Origin of the sequence: Bacillus sp. 95MFCvi2.1, from assembly GCF_000374965.1 — a bacterium.
GTDB classification, from domain to species: Bacteria; Bacillota; Bacilli; order Bacillales; family Bacillaceae_G; genus Bacillus_A; species Bacillus_A pseudomycoides.
In genome coordinates this window covers 165160-184885 of sequence record NZ_KB895693.1, presented here as the reverse complement: position 1 = coordinate 184885, position 19726 = coordinate 165160, and the positions used below count along the sequence as shown (strand labels likewise).

18 protein-coding genes and 1 riboswitch are annotated in these 19726 nt (G+C 37.3%); of the genes, 8 read left to right on the top strand and 10 right to left on the bottom strand.

All coding sequences use genetic code 11. From position 1 onward, the window contains the following. Window positions 1–22: 22 nt before the first annotated feature. A riboswitch (TPP riboswitch) is annotated at window positions 23–138 on the bottom strand. 426 nt (window positions 139–564) lie between these two features. Beyond that, window positions 565–747, top strand: a complete 183-nt coding sequence (locus C568_RS0108525; protein ID WP_003205080.1) for a hypothetical protein — start codon at window positions 565–567, stop codon at window positions 745–747. Between the two features lie 115 nt (window positions 748–862). Here the strand turns inward: C568_RS0108525 and lldP are convergent, their stop codons facing one another. The 4 genes from lldP to C568_RS35260 form a co-directional block, all read right to left on the bottom strand. Then, complete coding sequence (gene lldP / locus C568_RS0108520; protein WP_003205078.1) at window positions 863–2524, bottom strand: L-lactate permease; 1662 nt, start codon at window positions 2522–2524, stop codon at window positions 863–865. Between the two features lie 382 nt (window positions 2525–2906). After that, on the bottom strand, window positions 2907–3401 hold the full coding sequence (locus C568_RS0108510) for a metal-binding protein (RefSeq protein WP_003209033.1): 495 nt from the start codon (window positions 3399–3401) through the stop codon (window positions 2907–2909). 50 nt (window positions 3402–3451) lie between these two features. Continuing rightward, window positions 3452–3817: a YkvA family protein gene (locus tag C568_RS0108505; protein WP_018781258.1), complete on the bottom strand. Its 366-nt coding sequence runs from the start codon at window positions 3815–3817 to the stop codon at window positions 3452–3454. A gap of 216 nt (window positions 3818–4033) precedes the next feature. Beyond that, on the bottom strand, window positions 4034–4297 hold the full coding sequence (locus C568_RS35260) for a hypothetical protein (RefSeq protein ID WP_018781257.1): 264 nt from the start codon (window positions 4295–4297) through the stop codon (window positions 4034–4036). Between the two features lie 214 nt (window positions 4298–4511). Here C568_RS35260 and C568_RS35255 point away from each other — a divergent pair, with 214 nt between their 5' ends. The 4 genes from C568_RS35255 (at window position 4512) to C568_RS0108480 (ending at window position 9787) form a co-directional block, all read left to right on the top strand. Then, window positions 4512–4652, top strand: coding sequence for a hypothetical protein (locus C568_RS35255; protein ID WP_003205072.1), 141 nt, complete (start codon window positions 4512–4514; stop codon window positions 4650–4652). Then, the gene (locus C568_RS0108490; protein WP_018781256.1) at window positions 4621–6549 is read left to right on the top strand and encodes an LTA synthase family protein; all 1929 of its coding nucleotides are present in this window, start codon (window positions 4621–4623) and stop codon (window positions 6547–6549) included. The genes C568_RS35255 and C568_RS0108490 overlap by 32 nt, the downstream gene beginning before the upstream one ends. Window positions 6550–6979: 430 nt before the next feature. Then, window positions 6980–7864, top strand: a complete 885-nt coding sequence (locus tag C568_RS0108485) for a D-amino-acid transaminase (RefSeq protein ID WP_033794465.1) — start codon at window positions 6980–6982, stop codon at window positions 7862–7864. A 210-nt stretch (window positions 7865–8074) separates the two neighbouring features. Further along, a complete protein-coding gene (locus C568_RS0108480) occupies window positions 8075–9787 on the top strand; it encodes a C40 family peptidase (protein WP_018781254.1) in 1713 nt (570 codons plus the stop codon). A gap of 366 nt (window positions 9788–10153) precedes the next feature. On the opposite strand, the gene C568_RS34150 is transcribed toward C568_RS0108480, so the two are convergent. After that, complete coding sequence (locus C568_RS34150) at window positions 10154–10318, bottom strand: hypothetical protein (protein ID WP_018781252.1); 165 nt, start codon at window positions 10316–10318, stop codon at window positions 10154–10156. A gap of 338 nt (window positions 10319–10656) precedes the next feature. Between C568_RS34150 and C568_RS0108465 the strand changes: the two genes are divergently transcribed. Further along, a complete protein-coding gene (locus tag C568_RS0108465) occupies window positions 10657–11868 on the top strand; it encodes a NupC/NupG family nucleoside CNT transporter (RefSeq protein WP_006097494.1) in 1212 nt (403 codons plus the stop codon). Window positions 11869–12222: 354 nt separating this feature from the next. Here C568_RS0108465 and C568_RS36080 read toward each other — a convergent pair whose 3' ends face one another. After that, a complete protein-coding gene (locus C568_RS36080; protein ID WP_003205060.1) occupies window positions 12223–12357 on the bottom strand; it encodes a hypothetical protein in 135 nt (44 codons plus the stop codon). Between the two features lie 254 nt (window positions 12358–12611). Further along, a complete protein-coding gene (gene opuD / locus C568_RS0108455; RefSeq protein ID WP_006097495.1) occupies window positions 12612–14126 on the bottom strand; it encodes a glycine betaine transporter OpuD in 1515 nt (504 codons plus the stop codon). Window positions 14127–14782: 656 nt separating this feature from the next. Between opuD and C568_RS0108450 the strand changes: the two genes are divergently transcribed. Together C568_RS0108450 and C568_RS0108440 are read left to right on the top strand one after the other, a co-directional pair. After that, a complete protein-coding gene (locus C568_RS0108450) occupies window positions 14783–15679 on the top strand; it encodes a cell wall-binding protein EntA (protein WP_095995464.1) in 897 nt (298 codons plus the stop codon). Window positions 15680–15924: 245 nt separating this feature from the next. Further along, on the top strand, window positions 15925–16218 hold the full coding sequence (locus tag C568_RS0108440) for a DUF3910 family protein (RefSeq protein WP_006096935.1): 294 nt from the start codon (window positions 15925–15927) through the stop codon (window positions 16216–16218). 58 nt (window positions 16219–16276) lie between these two features. On the opposite strand, the gene C568_RS0108435 is transcribed toward C568_RS0108440, so the two are convergent. The 3 genes from C568_RS0108435 to C568_RS0108425 are packed head-to-tail and all read right to left on the bottom strand — an operon-like array spanning window position 16277 to window position 19704. After that, window positions 16277–17656 (bottom strand): zinc ribbon domain-containing protein, encoded by a 1380-nt coding sequence (locus C568_RS0108435; protein ID WP_018781249.1) that lies wholly within the window; start codon window positions 17654–17656, stop codon window positions 16277–16279. 12 nt (window positions 17657–17668) lie between these two features. Beyond that, window positions 17669–19207 carry a zinc ribbon domain-containing protein gene (locus C568_RS0108430; RefSeq protein WP_018781248.1) on the bottom strand — a complete coding sequence of 513 codons (1539 nt, stop codon included), beginning with the start codon at window positions 19205–19207 and terminating at the stop codon, window positions 17669–17671. Between the two features lie 5 nt (window positions 19208–19212). Then, a complete protein-coding gene (locus C568_RS0108425; protein WP_018781247.1) occupies window positions 19213–19704 on the bottom strand; it encodes a zinc ribbon domain-containing protein in 492 nt (163 codons plus the stop codon). Between the last annotated feature and the right edge of the window lie 22 nt (window positions 19705–19726).

Below are 19726 nucleotides of genomic sequence, written 5' to 3'. Positions count from 1 at the left end.
CCTGGCTCATAAAGACATAGTTATGTAAAGCCGTTAACTTCCCTACGCTGGTACGAGCCAGATCAGGTCCAGAGGGTTAAGAAGTTCTCGCACTTCTCTCTCAGCCCACGCTTCTCTTGGGCACCCCTAGTTTATCACTGATTTAATTTTCAATACTTTCCCATCATACACGATAATCAGAAAAATGCAAAGGCATGAAGTACAATTTTTACATGTCGTTTTTTATCTGCTAGTCGATACTCCCTATTGAACCACTGATTATTAACCCGACCAATCGAGCTTTTACAGGCAGTTCATCTCCCACCTAACTTCTTTGTTTCCACTGAATTTTGAGGTGGGGGTCAAAACTTACCCATGTTCAGCTAAAATCAGAACACCTAAAAAGTTAGTCATATTATTTATTCACATATGTAAAGTAAAGTTTAGATCAGGAGTGAAATTATAATGGGTTGTTTGGGATCTATCTTCCGATTTACGTTTTTCGCAATATGTATCATTTTTGTCCTCTGGTTTGGAGGCTCGTCAATTATAGCCTTCTTTTCTGCTCTGTTTTGGGGAAGTTGGATGCATTTTTGGACATTATTTTCTATCTGGATTACTGCAAATTACGGAATCGGTTGGCTGTTTGAAGTTCACTGGAAAGATGAGGACGCAGGCGAAGAATTCTTTGCAATTTTTATTCTTTTCATCAGCATACTTATTTATAGAGGGATCAATAAACTTGGAAGGGTATTTATTCGAGGATGAATAGTCTTTCATGCCGTGCGTAACCATCGGGTTAAGTGTATGTATCATTTTAGGCACAAACAAGCCAGGTACTTTCAGCACCTGGCTTGTTTGTGTTAAGTTGGTGGCTATCTACTTAAGGTATCATCCACGTTAAATAATAAGCTTGTACATATGTCATAATACCAACAATAACTACAAAGAATATACTATGTTTTACTGTGAAGCGGAATAAGTCAGATTCTTTTCCAGCGAGACCTACTGCTGCACACGCGATCGCAATCGATTGCGGAGAAATCATTTTACCCGTTACACCACCTGTTGTATTTGCAGCAACAAGCAATACTTCTTTCACACCAACTTGCTGTGCTGTAATAGCTTGCAAATTGGAGAATAGCGCGTTTGCCGATGTATCTGATCCTGTTAAGAATACACCGAGCCAGCCAAGGAATGGTGAGAAGAATGGGAATAATCCACCTGTTCCTGCTAATGCTAACGCGAGTGTTGAGGATAAACCAGAATAGTTTGCGATGAATGCGAATCCTAATACTAAACCGATAGATAGAATTGGCATTTTTAATTCTTGTAACGTTTCTGCAAATGTTTCTATAGCTTGTTTTGCACTCATTTTTAAAATAATGATAGAAATGATACAAGCGATTAAAATTGCTGTTCCAGTTGCTGATAAAATATCAAGTTTGAATACTGCCTCATAAGGCGTTGGTTTATTTACAATTGGCTCTGCCTTCATGACTAAATTATGCAGACCTGGAATTTGAAACTTAAAGACAAGACTTTCTAACGTCCCACCTGGAGCAAATAATGCTTTAAAGAAACTTTGACTCCAAATAACAACCATCACTGTCAAAATAATAAATGGTGACCAAGCCTTTACAACTTTTCCTACTGTTAATTTCGGCATGGATGCAGCCGTCGTTGTTGCTGCCGCTTCAGCATTTGCTTGATTAGATTGATAGATTTCTTTCGGCTGCCATACTTTTAGGAATAATGCTAAACATACTAAGCTGACAAGTGCTGATGTAATATCTGGAAGTTCTGGTCCTAAAAACGTTGCTGTAATAAATTGCGTAATTGCAAAGGAACTACCTGCTACAAGTAATGCAGGCCATGTTTGTTTTATACCTTTGAAGCCATCCATTAAAAATACGATAAAGAATGGAACAAACAATGATAAAAACGGCAATTGGTGTCCAGCCATTTGTCCAATTTTGTGGGGATCAATACCCGTTACTTGCCCCGCAACTGTAATTGGAATTCCCATCGCTCCGAACGCTACCGGTGCTGTATTTGCAATTAAGCAAAGTCCTGCTGCATATAACGGATTTAAACCAAGACCAGCAAGAAGCGCTGCTGTAATTGCTACCGGTGCACCGAATCCTGCTGCCCCTTCCAAAAATGCGCCAAATGAAAAGCCAATTAAAATAACGAGTAAACGATGGTCATTCGTAATCGATAGTACCGATGCACGAATCACATCAAACTGTCCTGTTTTGACAGAAATTTTATATAAAAATACCGACATCACAATAATCCATGCAATTGGCCATAACCCGTATGCAAAGCCATATCCGGTTGCTGCCATCGCCATTGTAAACGGCATTTTATACGCAAATAGCGCAACTAAAATTGTTAATACAACTGTAATAAGTCCTGCTACATAGCCCTTCATACGAAAGACTGCTAAAGCCAAGAAAAAAAAGATAATTGGAATAAGTGCTACCGCTGCGGAAATCCAAATGTTACCGAACGGATCGTAAACTTGTGTCCATGTGCCCATTGTCCTCTCCCTTTCTGTAATCCCCTGTTTTAAAATCCTTATAATCCTATCAATAGACTATCCGGTCATCATACCTTTAAGTCCAAAATAAAAAACGTTTAAGAAAACGTTTTCAATTATTGTATTTATACTTTACCATACCATTTTTATTTTAAAAAGATTTTTCTGATTATTTTTTCCATTTTTTCGTTTAATTGCACTTTCTATAAATAGGAAAAAAGTAAGTTTCATTCTTCCCTCATTATTTTAAACAAACGTTTGATTAACAAAAGAAAAGACTGTCACTCTGGCGTATTTCACTTTAAACAAACGTTTGATTAAAAGCCTTATGCCTCGTTCAGCACAACTAAAAAAGAAAAAGCACTCGCAATTCGCAAGTGCCCTACCTTCTTCTTCTTTTCTTCTTTTTTCTCATAAGCTTTTTCCGGCGCGTATTCAATCGATCCGCTATAATATGGAGTGCACTCGCAGCGATAACTCCAATTACAAATGTCGTTAAAGCAACATCATGTTCCTTTGCAATCTCAAGCAACCTTCCGTCTAGCACCATTTTATTTACTATGTATAGGAATGGAGAAAAGACAAGAAGCATATACAATATACGAATGAGATCACCGATTACAAGCGTATGCGTTAAAAAAGAACGATGCGGCATCACACATTGATACGGATACCAAAAAATACGAAGTAATCCCCATTTATTATAGGCGTTACTATGAATATCCAAATCTGGTGTTAAGAAAAACGTGCCGATTAAAAAGCCTATCGCAAAAGTGAGTAAAAAATCAAAATTTGTTAATCCATACGAAACAAGCATAAATAAAACAATCGGAAGAGAAAGTAAGTTTATTTTCGTATGTGTTTTTCCTGATGGCATAGTACACTTCCTCGCTTATGTTTGCCCTGCCAGCACATGACAGTTCTCAGCTATTGATCTAATTTTTGATCGATAAACGATGTGTCTATATCCGAACCAAACCAATCCGCTAATTTCATCTGCGCTTTTTCTTTTACATCTTCATTTACATACATGGATGCTTGCAAAAGTGCAGCTGTTAATGCCCCTAAATCATCCGTATAACCAATTCCAGCTATAAAATCCGGAATCGCATCAATTGGCGCAATAAAGTAAGCAAGTGCTCCGATAATGGTTGCCTTTACTCGTTTTGGAACATCCGGTCTTTGCATAATGTAAAACAGCAATAAACTTGCATAAATAACCGATTGTCCCGCTTGTTTCGCTACATGTTTCACTTTATTCCAAAACGCTTCAACTGAAAATTTTCGTTCCATATAAAGAGCCCCCATATTTTGTTTTTTCACTATACGCAAAAGTAGATGTGCCTTCAAAAAGAAAAAACTAGCCTCATTAGTCAATAAAAAGCTCATCAAATATACACATAACCGATCGATGAAAACTTATTGTAACAGACAACACCAAAAAGAACAAGTGTTCGAAATCATTTCCCGCTATTTACTCTAATTATAATAAAATTTTTCACATATAAATCACGGCTTCGGGAACAAAAGAAGACCTGCTCTCTTCTCCTCCCTTTGTTTTAAACTCATCATGGGGCGAAAAAAGGGCCTGACCGCTTCTATGCTCAGCCGGACGCTCTCTCCTTCTCCCTTTGTTTTAAATTCGGCATGGGGCGAAAAAAGGACCTGACCGCTTCTATGCTCAGCCGGACGCTCTCTCCCATCTAAAAAGAAAGGGTTTATATATTTCCTATCAATATTTCTCAATATAAAATGTTCTATTTCTCTTAACATTCTCTTTTATCTTTGTTATATTTTCTAGTTGACGAGCATATAAACCAATGTTAAAGTTTTCTCTGGCAGCAACAACGAAAATACAAAAACTGTAAAATGTTATAGTGTTTCTAAGAATTGAATTTTGTTGTATAATACAGAAATGACGTTATGCTTATGGATCAACAAAAGAAATGGCAGGAAACCAAAAGGGTATGCATAGTTAAAGTCGTATATGGGTGATATAGAAAACCCTGCTCATGGCCAAGAAAACTATGTATTTTTTATTTTAGCATTTTTCTCTCAAAAATCGACCAAGCCTGATAGAGAAAGGGTGGAAATGGATGAAGGAATCTTTAAAATCACAATTTCATAATGTGCGTTTTACTTTGTTCGTCGCTTTGGCCTTATGGCTAAAAACTTACATCATAACGCGTACGAGCTTTGATTTGAAACTTGAATCTTTCATGCAAGAATTTATCTTATTCATTAGTCCATTGGCAACATCATTACTGCTTGTGGGTCTTGCATTATTCGCAAAAGGAAAAAAACGTAATTATATAGCACTTGGAATTGATTTTGTTTTAACAATCGTTCTTGTTGGTAACGTAATGTTCTACGGATTCTACAATGATTTCGTTACTTTACCGGTACTTGGGCAAACGTCCAACTTTGGACAGTTAGGTTCTAGTGTAAAAGAACTACTCAACTACAAAATCATTGTTGCATTTGCTGATATTATTCTTTTCTTCGTTTTATTAAAAAAGAAGAAAGACTTTGCAAAAACGGAGCGTGTGTCACGTCCAATGCGTTCTTTATACTTCGTATCAACGGTTGCTATTTTCTTCGCAAACTTAGGTCTTGCAGAGACTGAGCGTCCGGAACTATTAACGCGTTCATTTGACCGTGTTATGCTCGTAAAAAACTTAGGTTTATATACTCACCAATTATATGATCTTGGCTTACAAGCGAAATCAAGTTCACAAAAAGCATTTGCTGATGGTAGCAAATTACAAGAAACAGAAAACTATGTGAAGACACTCAAAGAGAAACCAGATCCAAATATGTTTGGCGTTGCGAAAGGGAAAAACGTAATCGTCGTTTCTCTTGAATCCTTGCAAACATTCTTAATTGGTGCGACAGTAAATGGTCAAGAAGTTACACCATTCTTAAACCAATTTACAAAAGAAAGCTATTACTTCGATAACTTCTTCCACCAAACTGGACAAGGAAAAACATCGGATGCTGAATTCTTAGTAGATACATCACTATATCCGTTAGACCGAGGTGCTGTATTCTTTACACATGGTAATAACGAATATACTGCAACACCAGAAATCCTGCGTCAGCAAGGGTATTACACAGCTGTATTCCACGCGAACAACGCAACATTCTGGAACCGTAACATCATGTATCCTGCACTTGGTTACGACCGTTACTATAACGAACTTGACTACAAAATCACACCAGAAACAAAGTTAAACTGGGGATTAAAAGATATTGAGTACTTTAATCAATCCGTGGATATGTTAAAACAAGTGAAGAAGCCATTCTACACTCGCTTCCTTAGTTTAACCAACCACTATCCATTTACTTATGATGACGGTACAAAACTAATCGAACCTTACAACTCTGGTGATGGTGTATTTGACCGTTACATGGTAACAGCTCGTTACTTAGACGAAGCACTGAAAAACTTTATTGAACGTCTAAAAGCAGAAGGTATTTATGATAACTCGGTTATCGTATTCTACGGTGACCACTATGGTATTTCTGAAAACCATAACCGTGCGATGGCACAATTCTTAGGAAAAGAAGAAATTACAACATTTGATCATATGAACTTACAACGTACACCAATGTTCATTCACGTTCCAGGTCAAAAAGAAGGTAAAACAATTTCAAAACCAACAGGTGAAATTGATATTAAACCAACAATTCTAAACTTACTTGGTGTTGATTCAAGCAATGACATTAGCTTCGGTCATGATGTATTCTCACCAGATTATAAATCATTCGTTGTTCTTCGTGATGGAAGTTTTATAACAGAACAATATATATATACAAACAATACATTCTATAACCGCGAAACAGGCGAAATTGTAGAAGTACCGAAAGAAGAAGCTCAAGCGATGATTGATCGGGCGCAAAATGAACTGCACATGTCTGATAAACTCATTGAGGGAGACTTACTTCGCTTCTCCGAAAGCAACAAAATTAAAACGGGCGAAGTAAAAACAATTATTAAAGAAGACAAAAAAGGCGCTGAGTAATCTCAGCGTCTTTTTCTCTACATTAGTATGATAAAATTACACAATCTTCACCAAATATTTACATAAAATTCATGAAACATCTCTATAATAGAATTTGTAAACAGTGTTCTGTTCATTCCTCATGGGGAATAATAGTATCATTTTTGTAACAATTTTCCTGACGTTACCGGGAAGTAACATCCATTGTCTTAGTAAAGCCGTTTGGTTTACTGGTCACCTTTCTAAGCTATACCAAGACAATATCCCTATGAAACAAGCTACCCTCCTTATGCAACATTGTTGCAAGCAACGTTCTATATGAATGTTGCTTTTTTTATTTCTAAAAAGCAGGATTCTCATTTCTCATTTGCGAATTTGTATATGCGAAATACAATAAATTGACGTTTCCATACGGGCTCTCACCACTCATCATTAAAACAATTAAGAAAGGATGGGAAGTAAAATGGCATACGAAAGATTTGTATTATGGAATGACACAATTATTGATACAAATAACAAACAACCGTACATACAATTAGAAGAACGTGGTTTACAATTTGGAGATGGTGTCTATGAAGTAATTCGTATTTATAAAGGAAACATCCACTTATTAGATCCACATTTAACTCGGTTATACCGTTCAATGGATGAAATAGAACTAACACTACCTTTCTCTAAAGCAGAACTCATTACACTACTTTACAAATTACTCGAAAATAATAACTTCCAAGAAGATGGTACCATCTACCTGCAAGTTTCTCGAGGAGTACAGCATCGTGCGCACGCATTCTCTTTTAATGTAACCCCAACGATTTATGCTTATATCTCAAAAAAAGAACGACCCGCTTTATGGATTGAATACGGAATACGTGCCATATCAGAACCTGATACACGTTGGCTCCGCTGTGATATTAAATCCTTAAATTTATTGCCAAATGTATTGGCTGCCACAAAAGCAGAACGCAAAGGATGTAAAGAAGCCCTTCTCGTTCGTAACGGAATAGTTACAGAGGGTAGTCACTCGAACTTTTTTCTTGTAAAAAACGGGATCCTTTATACCCACCCTGCTAATCACCTAATCCTAAACGGGATTATTCGTCAATATATTCTTTCCTTAGCCCATAAACTACAGATTCCTGTTCAAGAAGAATTATTCAGTATTCGTGATGTCTATAACGCTGACGAGTGCTTTTTTACAGGAACAACTGTAGAAGTGCTGCCTATGACACATCTTGATGGAACTGCCATCCAAAATGGTCAAGTTGGGCCAATCACCAAACTACTACAAAAAACATTTGTCCAAAGTTTTTCAACTTCTAATATCTCATTACCTTAAACGCGAACGTTTTAAGTTCAACAACAAAACAACGTATGTATTTTCGTTCAAAATCAAGGTGGAGCATGCACCTTGATTTTTTTTCGTAATATTTTTGACATATTCAGATTCCCGCATAAGCCTTGACAGTAATCGACATGCCTTTTAGAATTTTTAACAGTTGGTAAATATTTCATCACTACATTACAGACAGAAAGGAATCGACAAAACATGAAAAAATATCTTGCCGGTCTTGCGGCAGTGTCTGTAGCAGGAGGAGCAGCCCCGACATTAGATAGCGTTCAAGCTGCACCTGAAAATACACAAAAGCCTGCTACACAAACTGTTCAAGCTGCACCACAAAACAATTCAAACTACACAGTTACTGCTGACGTATTACACGTTCGTTCAGGAGCTAGCACTTCTCACGACATCATCTCTCGCGTATATGAGGGTCAAACATTAAACGTAATCGGTGAAGAAAACGGTTGGGTTAAAATTAACCATAATGGTAAAACTGGTTACGTTAGTGGACAATTCGTATCAAAAAATGGTACAACACCAAACGTAAGCACAGGTGGCAAAAACAAAGTTACTGCTGATGTATTGCGTGTTCGCACAAGCCCAAATACTTCTAGTTCCATTATGGGACGTGTATATGAAGGACAAACATTGCAAGTTATTAGCATAGAAAACGGATGGATTAAAATTAACCATAACGGCAAAACTGGTTACGTTAGTGGACAATTCATATCTGGCATTTCTTCAAACGCTGGTTCTTCAAATAACAACAATGTTCAAGCAGCAAGCGGAAACTATACAGTAAATGTATCTTCTCTTCGCGTCCGTACAGGCCCTAGCGCTTCTCATACAGTTTTAGGATCTGTTCATAAAGGACAAGTTGTACAAGTTGTTGGCGAAGTTCAAGATTGGTTCAAAATTAACTATGCTGGACAAACTGCTTACCTTAGCAAGGACTACGTAACAAAAGGTGGTTCTAGTAACGATGTTGTCCAAGGTAATGATCAACAACAAGAAATCAATAATAATGTAACTGTTCAAACTGGCGGTACTTATGTTGTTAATACAACATCATTACGTGTTCGTACAGGCCCAGCTACATACCACGGTGTACTTGGTGGCGTATTAAACGGTCAAACATTAAATGTAACTGGTGTAGAAAATGGTTGGTACAAAATTAATCATCACGGTAAAACTGGCTATGTAAGTAGCGAATTTGTGAAATTTGTTAAAGGTGGCACAACGACACCGGAACAACCAAACCAGCCTGAGCAACCACAAACATCTGTTGGTGAATACTACATTAATGCGGCAGCATTAAATGTACGTAGCGGTGAAGGTACAAATTACAGCGTAATCGGTGCTCTTCCACAAGGTCAAAAAGTACAAGTTACTTCTGAACATTATGGATGGAGTAAAATTAACTACAACGGTCGCACTGGCTATGTAGGAACTCGTTTCCTATCTAAAACACCAGTCGGTGGCGCTGTAGACAATAAACCTAACAACAGTAACAATAACAACAACCAAAATAATAATAATAACGCAGGCAACACAAGTGGTAATACATCATCTATTCTTGCATATGCAAAATCAATGCAAGGCGTACCATATGTATGGGGTGGCACTTCTGCTAATGGTGTTGACTGCAGTGGTTACATTTTCCACGTATTTAACAAATTCGGTCACAACATTAGCCGTCAAACTGTAGCAGGATATTGGAGCAGTCTACCAAAAACTTCAAATCCACAACCAGGCGATTTAATCTATTTCCAAAACACTTATAAGCCAGGTCCTTCTCACATGGGTATCTACCTTGGCGGCGGATCATTTATTCAAGCTGGTGACAACGGAGTTAAAATTGTTTCAATGAATAACTCTTACTGGAGCAGCCACTTCTTAGGATATACAAAAGCACCTTAAATCATAGTTTCAGAGTCTTCTAGATTATTAGAAGACTCTTTTTATATAAAGTGAAACTTTAATCAGTGGGGGTTTTCTTCATCCCCCACTGATTATTAGTTGAACCAATCGGGCTTTTACGGGCAGTTGACCTCCCACCTAACCTCTTTGCTTTCGCCGAATTTTGAGGTAGGAGTATTACTGCCCGTTAATGCGGGATAAATCCTTTTTGATTTTTCACATATAAGTCGCTGCTACGAAGAACAAAAGGTGACCTGTTCTCTTTTTCTCCTTTTGTTTTCAAGTCGGCACGGGGCAAAAAAAGGCCCTGATCGCTTCTATCCATGGTCGGATGCTCTCTCCCTACCTATAAAAGAAAAGTCTTTATCATTTTTTCAATTTGTATTTATATAAAATAAAACTTCCATCACCCACCTTGTTTTTTGAAGGATAAGTTCCTGCCATGAAAACAAAAGGTGACCTGCTCTCTTTTTCTCCTTTTGTTTTCAATTCGGCATGGGGCGAGAAAAGGCCCTGACCGCTTCTATCCATGGTCGGATGCTCTCTCCCTACCTATAAAAGAAAAGTCTTTATCATTTTTTCAATTCATATTGCTACAAATATGTTTCTCTCCTCTTATTTCATACACTGTATTCTATAAAAACAGCTCATAACGTTATAATAATGAATACATTCCCCTAAAATAACATAACCTAACCTCTATAAGATTGATATGTGTTTTCTTAAATAATTTTCTTTCTATTTAAACTTTTCAATAGACGTTTGACCTCTGATGTCCGGTATGATACGTTACTTAAGATGTTATTTTCGTTGAGTATAGACATCTGTTATGTATACTTTTTTACTATGAGAGAGGAGATTTATACTGCATGAATGTTTTATGGGGAATTGGCGGCGTGATTGGAATTTTAGCAGTTGCTTTTTTACTATCTTCCAACCGCAAAGCTATTAATTGGCGCACAATTTTAATTGCGCTAGCATTACAAATTACGTTTTCTTTCATCGTGTTACGATGGGATGCCGGAAAAGCTGGCTTAAAAGTTGCTTCTGACGGCGTTCAAGGCTTAATCAATTTTTCTTATGAGGGAATTAAATTCGTCGCTGGTAACTTATTAGATAAAGATGGTCCTTGGGGATTCATTTTTGTCATTCAAGCACTACTTCCAATTGTATTTATTAGTTCATTAGTAGCAATTTTATATTATTTGGGTATTATGCAATGGTTCGTTAGTATCGTTGGTGGTGCATTAAGCAAACTTCTTGGCACTTCTAAAGCAGAAAGTTTAAATGCAGTAACAACTGTTTTCTTAGGACAAACAGAAGCACCAATTTTAATTAAACCGTACTTAACTCGTCTAACAAACAGTGAATTCTTCACAATTATGGTAAGCGGTATGACGGCCGTTGCAGGATCAGTTCTTGTTGGTTATGCAGCAATGGGAATTCCGCTAGAGCACTTATTAGCAGCAGCAATTATGGCAGCACCATCAAGCTTATTAATTGCAAAACTAATTATGCCAGAAACAGAAAAACCGGATAACAATGTACAACTTTCTACAGAGCGTGAAGATGCTAACGTTATCGATGCAGCAGCACGCGGTGCATCTGAAGGTATGCAGCTTGTTATTAACGTTGCAGCAATGTTAATGGCGTTCATCGCATTAATCGCTGTATTAAACGGCCTATTAGGATGGGTTGGATCTTGGTTCCATATTAAACTTAGCCTTGATTTAATCTTTGGATATATTCTATCTCCATTTGCTATCCTAATCGGTGTTTCACCAAACGAAGCTGTACAAGCAGCTAGCTTTATCGGACAAAAACTTGCAATCAACGAATTCGTTGCATATGCAAACTTAGGTCCACACATGTCAGAGCTGTCTGATAAAACAAATATGATCTTAACATTTGCAATCTGTGGCTTTGCAAACTTCTCTTCTATCGCAATTCAATTAGGTGTAACAGGGACACTTGCTCCTTCTCGCCGTAAACAAATTGCACAGTTAGGGATTAAAGCAGTAATCGCTGGTACACTAGCGAACTTCTTAAATGCAGCAGTTGCAGGTATGATGTTCTTATAATAAAAATCGAGCTGATCCGAATTTTCGGGTCAGCTTTTTTTATGAATGTATTTCACATACGCCAGCTCTTTATGTACCTATTTATCAGAAGCCCCTTCCTATACTTACGCGCTAAAAATAAAAAACAAATTATCGGATGGGACAAGACAGTCAGGTTTAAAAAGTAAAAGTGGCGGCGGCTCGTTCAAAATTAAACAAACGTTTGATTAAAAAAATAAGCACAGAGCGCCGTATGCTCTGTGCTTATTTTTACTTTAAATCTATATATCGGACAATACCCCTTAGTCGAAAGTAATTTTCACGTCCATCCCCCAACGAACGATCTACTTTCATTTATATACGAAAAAGTGACTGCTATTTTTGTAAAACCAATTGCTTCTCTTGCTGTTCTTTAGACACTTCAGTCTTTGGTTCCGTGTTTTCTTGGACACTGCGATGTGCCACACGTTTCAAACAAATATGCTTCCACTTTCTTTCGTAACGCTTCATTATTCTAGTTGTCCCCCTTGAATACGCTTAAAAACCATTTGAAATCGCTTACAGGAAATAATATAGCACATATACGCAAAAGTGACAACACATTTCCGACAAATTTTTGACAAAAATATGGATTACTTTTGACAATATATCGGCGGTTCGACACAACTTATCGACCATTCGATAACCTGCGACAACTGCTAATCAACAGGAATTCGCACAACCTACCAAAAAAGAGCTGATTCAAAATCAGCTCTTTCCCTCTATTATTTATGGTGATGACGAACTTCCTTCTGTAATTCTTTAAATAGGGAAGCAGCCATAAAGAAGATAACAAATACAAACGGGAATGCTGCGATAATCGAAGCAGTTTGCAATGCCTCTAATCCACCTACATATAATAAAATCGCTGCCAATGCTGCTTGAACAAGACCCCAAACCAGTTTAATACGATTTGGTGGATTTAAACTACCATTTGTCGTTAACATACCAAGAACAAATGTCGCAGAGTCTGCTGAAGTAATAAAGAATGTTGAAATCAGTAAAATCGCCAGAACAGATAAAACTGGTCCTATGCTGCCCATATGATCTAACATAGCGAATAATCCAATTTCTGTGCCCATCTCTTTAATTTGTCCATAAATATTTGCTCCATCAAACATCTCCATGTGAATACCTGTTCCCCCAAATACAGAGAACCAAAGCGCACCAATAATTGTTGGAACGAGCAACACACCAATAACAAACTCACGAATCGTACGTCCACGTGAAATACGGGCAATGAATGTACCAACGAATGGGGACCATGCAATCCACCATGCCCAGTAAAATATCGTCCATGATTGAATCCATTGATTACCACCCTCATTTAATGGGCTTAAACGGAAGCTCATACTTGGCAACTCTTGAATGTACGAACCGATTGTAGAAGTAAAGTAATTCATAATAAAGTTCGTTGGACCTGCAAATAATAAGATTGCCATAAGTGCAAAGGCTAAAATAATATTTATATTACTTAAATATTTAATCCCTTTATCTAATCCTGTTTGTGCAGATAACATATATAGGACCGTTACTACCCCAATAATAACTAACTGCGTTGTTAATGAGTTTGGAATAGATGTTAAGTAACTAACGCCACCTGCAATTTGTTTTGCTCCAAGTCCTAATGAAGTTGCAACACCGAATACTGTCGCAAATACAGCTAATACGTCAAACGTATGCGCGATCCGTCCGTGCTCACCACTCTTAAATAAAGAACCAACTGTTGCACTAATTGTACTTGGTTTCCCTTTTCGGAACGTAAAATAAGCAATACAAAGTGCTACAAGTGCATACAGACCCCATGGATGTAATCCCCAATGGAAGAATGAAAAACGAAGTGCAAGACGTGCACTCTCTTCTGTTGCACTCTCTCCAAATGGCGGTGTGTATAAATGATTTAATGGTTCCGCAACTCCCCAGAAAATCAAACCGATTCCCATGCCGGCACTAAAGAGCATAGCGAACCAGGTCATATAACTATAATCAGGCTTATCATCATCTTTCCCTAAACGGATCGAACCATATTTTGAAAAGATTAAAAAGATAGCTAAACCTAAGAAAACAGAAACAGAAATGATATAGAACCAACCAAATTTACTAACTAATGCAGTTTGAATTGCAGTAGTCACATTTCCTAAATTACCTTTTCCGATTATAGATTCGGGAATAATCCCCCAAATTGTAAATGCAATACATAATGTTAATGAGACAATAAATGTTTTTGTCAGTTTCCTCATAAAATCCCCCTTTTGTAGGTTTCTTTTTTTCGTAAAATGACTCTAATTCCGATATGTTAAATCGGATAAAGTGAAATATTTCTTGCGGTGATTTTCTTTCAGCTCTCTAAAATCAGCCTTCACCAATTAGAATTCTTATGGACAGTTGAGCCTCCATATAACCGTTCGGATTATAAAATGGAGATGCTACCGCCAAATCGTGCGAGATAGATGCGGATGGGAGTGTGTTTCCCAAAAAAGGTGTGTTACAGTTGAAAAAAAGCCAAATTTACGGATAGCAGCTCTTTCTTTTTGTAACAATTATGCGGTTGTTTTTGTAAGGATATAGCACTTCTTTGTGAATACACAAACAAATTATTTATGTTTATATAACTATTTTAGTCACAAATCGACGAATTACTCAAGGATTGTAATCATTTAGTAACCCTATTGTAATAACTGCGTAACATTATTATCTCAGTTGAAAAATATCCTCTATGCTATAAGTAATAGAGATATCTATCAAACCTCCTAAAAACACGGAATGAAAACTGCTTTCTATTATTTCTTTCTATATTACAGAGTATTAATGATTTGTTACGAATGGTTTGTAATTGTGTGATTTCCCAAATTCCGAAAAAAACTGTTGCTATAATGAGGACACGAAAACAAACGCAATGGAGGCTATCATGAAAAAATTAATTGGTATAGCAACGGCAGCGGTTTTTGGTCTTGGGATTTTCACTACTTCTGCAAAAGCAGAAACTGTTGTAACAACAGACGTATTAAATGTACGCGAGAACCCAACTACTGAATCACAAGTTGTAGGTAAAGTATTAAATGGTCATAAATTAGATGTTACAAATACAGAAAACGGGTGGTCAAAAATCAAATTAGATGGTAAAGACGCATTCGTAAACGCAGAATTTACAAAAAGCATCTATTACGTAACAGCAAACGTATTAAACGTACGTGCTGAAGCAAACACAAACTCAGAAGTTCTTGGTACGCTTAAGAAAGACGATATGATCGAAACAACGAACCAAGTACAAAATGAGTGGTTACAATTCGAATATAATGGGAAAACGGCTTACGTTCATGTTCCTTTCTTAACAGGTACAGCACCTGTTATTGAAAAACAAGAAACGCCTGCTCCTGCTCAAGCTGCAGCACCTGCTAAAGCAGAGGCAAAAGCACCAGCAGCACAAGAAAAACCAGCTGCTAAACCTGCTGTCAAAGCAGCAGAAACAAACACTCCTTCTGGTGGTCGTGAACTAACAGTTGAAGCTACAGCATATACAGCTCATCCGAGTGAAAATGGCGGCACATATGGTGGTCGTGTATTAACTGCAATGGGTCATGACCTAACAGCGAATCCAAACATGAAAATGATTGCTGTTGACCCGAAAGTGATTCCACTTGGATCAAAAGTATGGGTAGAAGGTTACGGAGAAGCAATCGCTGGTGACACTGGCGGCGCAATTAAAGGTAACCGTATCGACGTTCTAGTTGGCTCTGATTCAGCCGCTAACAAATGGGGACGTAAATCCGTTAAAGTGAAAATTTTAAAATAACCAATGACTGCTAAAAATTCAGCCAGTTCTCATATATTGAGAGCTGGCTTTTACTTTTTTATATAAACACAAATGAAAAAACATCCTTTTTTAGATGCGAGAGAGCTGCCGGCCATGGAAAGAAGCGGTCAGGGCCTTTTTTTAACCCCATGCAAAGTAAAAACGAGCGCAAGTCTCCTAGCAGCGACTTATATGTTGGAAAACCAAAATGGATATATATATAATGACGATAAGGAGGCTATACCATGAACCCACATGCAAAAATAGACTGGATTGGCACACCGAAGCCATACATCTACAAAGATGATGTAACATACGACGGGGCTACAATTGATTTTTCACTTGAACATGATGACAATCGCTATAAGCTGATTGTGCTCAAGCACGATCAATCCGTTCAATATAAATTTGTGCAATACGGCACAAAACCGGGATCACAAAAACCATTTCCAATTGATATACCCTTTCAAGAAGAAATGCTTCCGTTAGTAGAAAGAATTCTACAAGATCCATATGTACAAGCTTGTCGTATTTTGTAGAGAAGTCGATATATCAAAAAAAGACTACCTCTTTGTAAAGAGATAGTCTTTTCACATTTTAATGCGTTGGGCCAGATACGTCTTCTGTTTTCAATGTATTATTCGCACTGATTGAATGATACATTAGTTTCCCATCCGCATTTACTGTAACGATATGTTCATTGCTAAAGCTCTTAAACTTTACAGATCCATCACCATAGCGAATATTGTATTCTTCATATGTCGTTACTTTATATTTCGTAGAACTTTGACGTTCAACATTACGGACTTCAAATTTTAATAAATCCTCAGTAATTCCTTTTTTCTTTAAATATTGCAGATAATCACGGTCTTCTTTATATGATTTCCCGCTCTTATCATAGTCATTTTCAATTAGACTAAAGTCATTTAAAGAAATAGCGCGCACGTTGTTATAAATATGAGTGCGAACAAAGTCACCAACTGCCGTATCCGATGTTTGTTTTGGGAATTTCAAATAATAGGAGCTCCCCTCATCACCAATTTTTACACTTTCGGTTTTCACAACACCAAAATCAGTTTGTTTCTCTAAATGAACTTCCACCGTCCCATCTGTTGGTACTGGTCCGAGCTTATAGCTTCCATACTCTAGTTTCCCACGTTTTTTACCATTTACAAAGACATTAGCGCTATTTTCGTCAGAAGAGATTGTAACATATTTTCCTTCAAGTGGTAATTTCACATCCACTTTCCCTTCTTTTTCTCCAGCTAACTCAACTTCCTTTTCCGTTTCTAGTTCAGTAAGCTCTGCCTTCGCCTTTGCTTTTACAACATACGTCCCAGGGAAATAAGGTCCGATTTCTTTAGAAGATTTTTCGCTAGAAATATCAGCCGTTTTTTTATCATTTACATATACTTCTGCATTTTTTGCAGTTGTGCTGACCGTCATAAAATACGACTTAATGCTGAACTTATATTTTGGATATAAGAACCACTCTTTTCCATCCTCTACAATTTGTCCGTCCACAAAGCTTTCTTTGTTAACGAGCTTTGTATCTACCGTTTGCTTTTGTAAGTAAGATAACAATTCTTTATTGTACGAAGGACTATCCTTTAAATAACGTAAATAAGATTTAATATCTTCTATTTTAATTTTCAAACCTGGGTCATCCGATTTTATAAGAGAATCAATTGTATTTATATCTTTTTTATTGAAAGCATCAATTAATGCATTGATTTGCTTTTCTTTCGAGAATTTATATGCCCCGAATTTATATGCTCCAAATAGTAAAGCAGCGAGTACGACGAATACAATGAGGAGTACAATATTTTTCTTGCTCTTCTTTGGTTGCATTTCCCTCTGTACATCTGCTCTCGAAGCCGCTACATTTTCTTCAATCACTTCTACTTTACCTCCGCATTCAGAACAAAAATTCAAGTAATCTGCGACTTGTTTTTTACATGTTCCACAAAACTTCACGATACTTCCCCCCTACTTCCTTGCCAATTTCATTCCAGCGAAGGCAGCTGCATATGTCAGAATAAAACTACCGAGTATTAAATAGATCCAGCCGCCCTGCATAGAAAATACTGTTCCACCTACTCCAAATTCCTTTGTTAGCTTTCCTGCAATATTAATTTCAATTTTAGAAAGAAGATTCATTACAATCATCATAATTGTATAAGCACCGCTACATACAGCTAACGTTACATACATATTAGAGAATGGCACCCTCGCTAATTTTTGTCCCGCTCTAAACATAAAGAATACTGGGATCATAAGGAGCAACAAACCAAGGTGGAATTTACCATTTATCTCATCAAAACTTTCCATTGCTGATAGCGGAGCACCTTCAGCAATTAAAATATCTTTTATTTTAACGCCACCAGCAGATACACCTGATATGAATGAAAGTTCTATCATACTTTTGTCACCTGTTGTCATTACTTTAGACATTTCCTTTTGTAACGCTGGAACTTTTATTTCTACTGGTGCAAAATGAGTCATACTCCATACATTTGGTGTGAGTTGCAATGCCATCATTGCACGCGCTGAAATTGTCGGTGCTACATCTTCGAAAGGCTTTGCATTACTACCGGATAGTGCAATGAATGTCGTCACACAAAAAATAGCAGCTGTCAGTAAAAGACCTTTCACCATCGCTGCCATTCCATGATATAGCGATGCCCCGTATGGAAGTAGCTCCTGAAACGCATCTGCTATATTGTTTCGGCTTGTATGCGCAATCAATCCAAATAAACTAAAGAAAGTTCCGTAGATAAAACCACTTACTAAACTTTTCAACGAAGAGTATCCAACTGTTATCGTTCCTACTTCTGGGAATGTAACTGATTGTGAGGCAATAAAACTGATTACAAATAAAAATAATCCATACATAATACCGACTGTTGCCGCTAGTACGATTTGTTCTCCAATCGTCTTTGCAACACGTTGTTTCCCTATCCAAATCCCTACTCCACATAAAATAACAAATGGAATAATTAATAGTAAAAAGAAGGGAGTATGCCAAGATAACGACATAACAATTCCGCCTTCATCTCCTGCTGAAAAACCAAGTAAATGATAGCTTAATAGTGTAGAGGTTGTACTCGCATAAAAATCAGGTAACATTGTTAATTCCCTAGCAAATTCATGGAATATCTTTTTCATCATCTCTGAAACCGCTAAACTTCCAAGCCATCCCGCAAGTAACATAAGAGCGCTTGCAATTGCTCCGCCAATTATCCCTGTCTTCAGACCACCTTTATGTAAGCCTAATTCAACTTTATGACCTTTTTCCATACTAGGTAACTTTACGATATGTTCTTTTTTCTTCACTGTAAATAAAGAATGTCCGCACTTTTGGCAATACAGGTTCTGCTCTGCATTTTCATTCCCACAATCACGGCAATATTTAGAGTTGTCTTGCTCAAGAACGACACTGTCTCCAGACACCATTGTCATACTTCCTTCATTTGGACAGTAGTTCACTTCTTCTCCATGTTGATTCCCACACATGCGACAGTACATTTCGTTCACTCCCCACCTTGCTTAATTCCACAAACTGGACAAAAAATGGAGCCTTTTGCAATGTGCTCATTACATGATACACACGTAACCTTTTCTACGTTGCTCTCTACAAATAGCATTGGATTTGGTTTTCCGCATGTCCCACAAAACTTATCACCAATTGATAAAGAGCCTCCACACTCACACGTTACTTTCTCTCCTTGTTGTTTTTGCAGTTCAACAATTCGTTTTCGTGCTTGATAAATTAAAACGTCAAATTCTTGAATCGGAGCAACTAATTGCTTTAATACCTCTTCCTTGACCCCAGTATCTCGAATCTGAACATATACCTGTTGGCCAAGCTCTAATAAAACTTCTGTCTTCTTATGAAGCTGCACTTGTATTTCCTTTTTTAATTGCGCAATCTCTTGTGCCACTTGCAACTTTATCTTTCCCTGTTCAATTCCTTCTTGTAGCTTATTCATACCGCTTCCTAATTTCGTCTGCAAATCTGACAAATCAAATCCCCTCCTAAACAAA

What these genes read in the sequence shown, in the direction of transcription:
- C568_RS0108490 (WP_018781256.1), top strand. Translation starts at nt 4,621, where the DNA reads ATGAAGGAATCTTTAAAATCACAATTTCATAATGTGCGTTTTACTTTG.
- lldP (WP_003205078.1), bottom strand. Translation starts at nt 2,524, where the DNA reads ATGGGCACATGGACACAAGTTTACGATCCGTTCGGTAACATTTGGATT.
- C568_RS0108525 (WP_003205080.1), top strand. Translation starts at nt 565, where the DNA reads ATGCATTTTTGGACATTATTTTCTATCTGGATTACTGCAAATTACGGA.
- C568_RS35260 (WP_018781257.1), bottom strand. Translation starts at nt 4,297, where the DNA reads ATGTTAAGAGAAATAGAACATTTTATATTGAGAAATATTGATAGGAAA.
- C568_RS0108485 (WP_033794465.1), top strand. Translation starts at nt 6,980, where the DNA reads ATGGGAAGTAAAATGGCATACGAAAGATTTGTATTATGGAATGACACA.
- C568_RS0108430 (WP_018781248.1), bottom strand. Translation starts at nt 19,207, where the DNA reads ATGTACTGTCGCATGTGTGGGAATCAACATGGAGAAGAAGTGAACTAC.
- C568_RS34150 (WP_018781252.1), bottom strand. Translation starts at nt 10,318, where the DNA reads ATGGATAGAAGCGGTCAGGGCCTTTTCTCGCCCCATGCCGAATTGAAA.
- C568_RS0108440 (WP_006096935.1), top strand. Translation starts at nt 15,925, where the DNA reads ATGAACCCACATGCAAAAATAGACTGGATTGGCACACCGAAGCCATAC.
- opuD (WP_006097495.1), bottom strand. Translation starts at nt 14,126, where the DNA reads ATGAGGAAACTGACAAAAACATTTATTGTCTCATTAACATTATGTATT.
- C568_RS36080 (WP_003205060.1), bottom strand. Translation starts at nt 12,357, where the DNA reads ATGAAGCGTTACGAAAGAAAGTGGAAGCATATTTGTTTGAAACGTGTG.
- C568_RS0108505 (WP_018781258.1), bottom strand. Translation starts at nt 3,817, where the DNA reads ATGGAACGAAAATTTTCAGTTGAAGCGTTTTGGAATAAAGTGAAACAT.
- C568_RS0108510 (WP_003209033.1), bottom strand. Translation starts at nt 3,401, where the DNA reads ATGCCATCAGGAAAAACACATACGAAAATAAACTTACTTTCTCTTCCG.
- C568_RS0108450 (WP_095995464.1), top strand. Translation starts at nt 14,783, where the DNA reads ATGGAGGCTATCATGAAAAAATTAATTGGTATAGCAACGGCAGCGGTT.
- C568_RS0108480 (WP_018781254.1), top strand. Translation starts at nt 8,075, where the DNA reads ATGAAAAAATATCTTGCCGGTCTTGCGGCAGTGTCTGTAGCAGGAGGA.
- C568_RS0108465 (WP_006097494.1), top strand. Translation starts at nt 10,657, where the DNA reads ATGAATGTTTTATGGGGAATTGGCGGCGTGATTGGAATTTTAGCAGTT.
- C568_RS35255 (WP_003205072.1), top strand. Translation starts at nt 4,512, where the DNA reads ATGGGTGATATAGAAAACCCTGCTCATGGCCAAGAAAACTATGTATTT.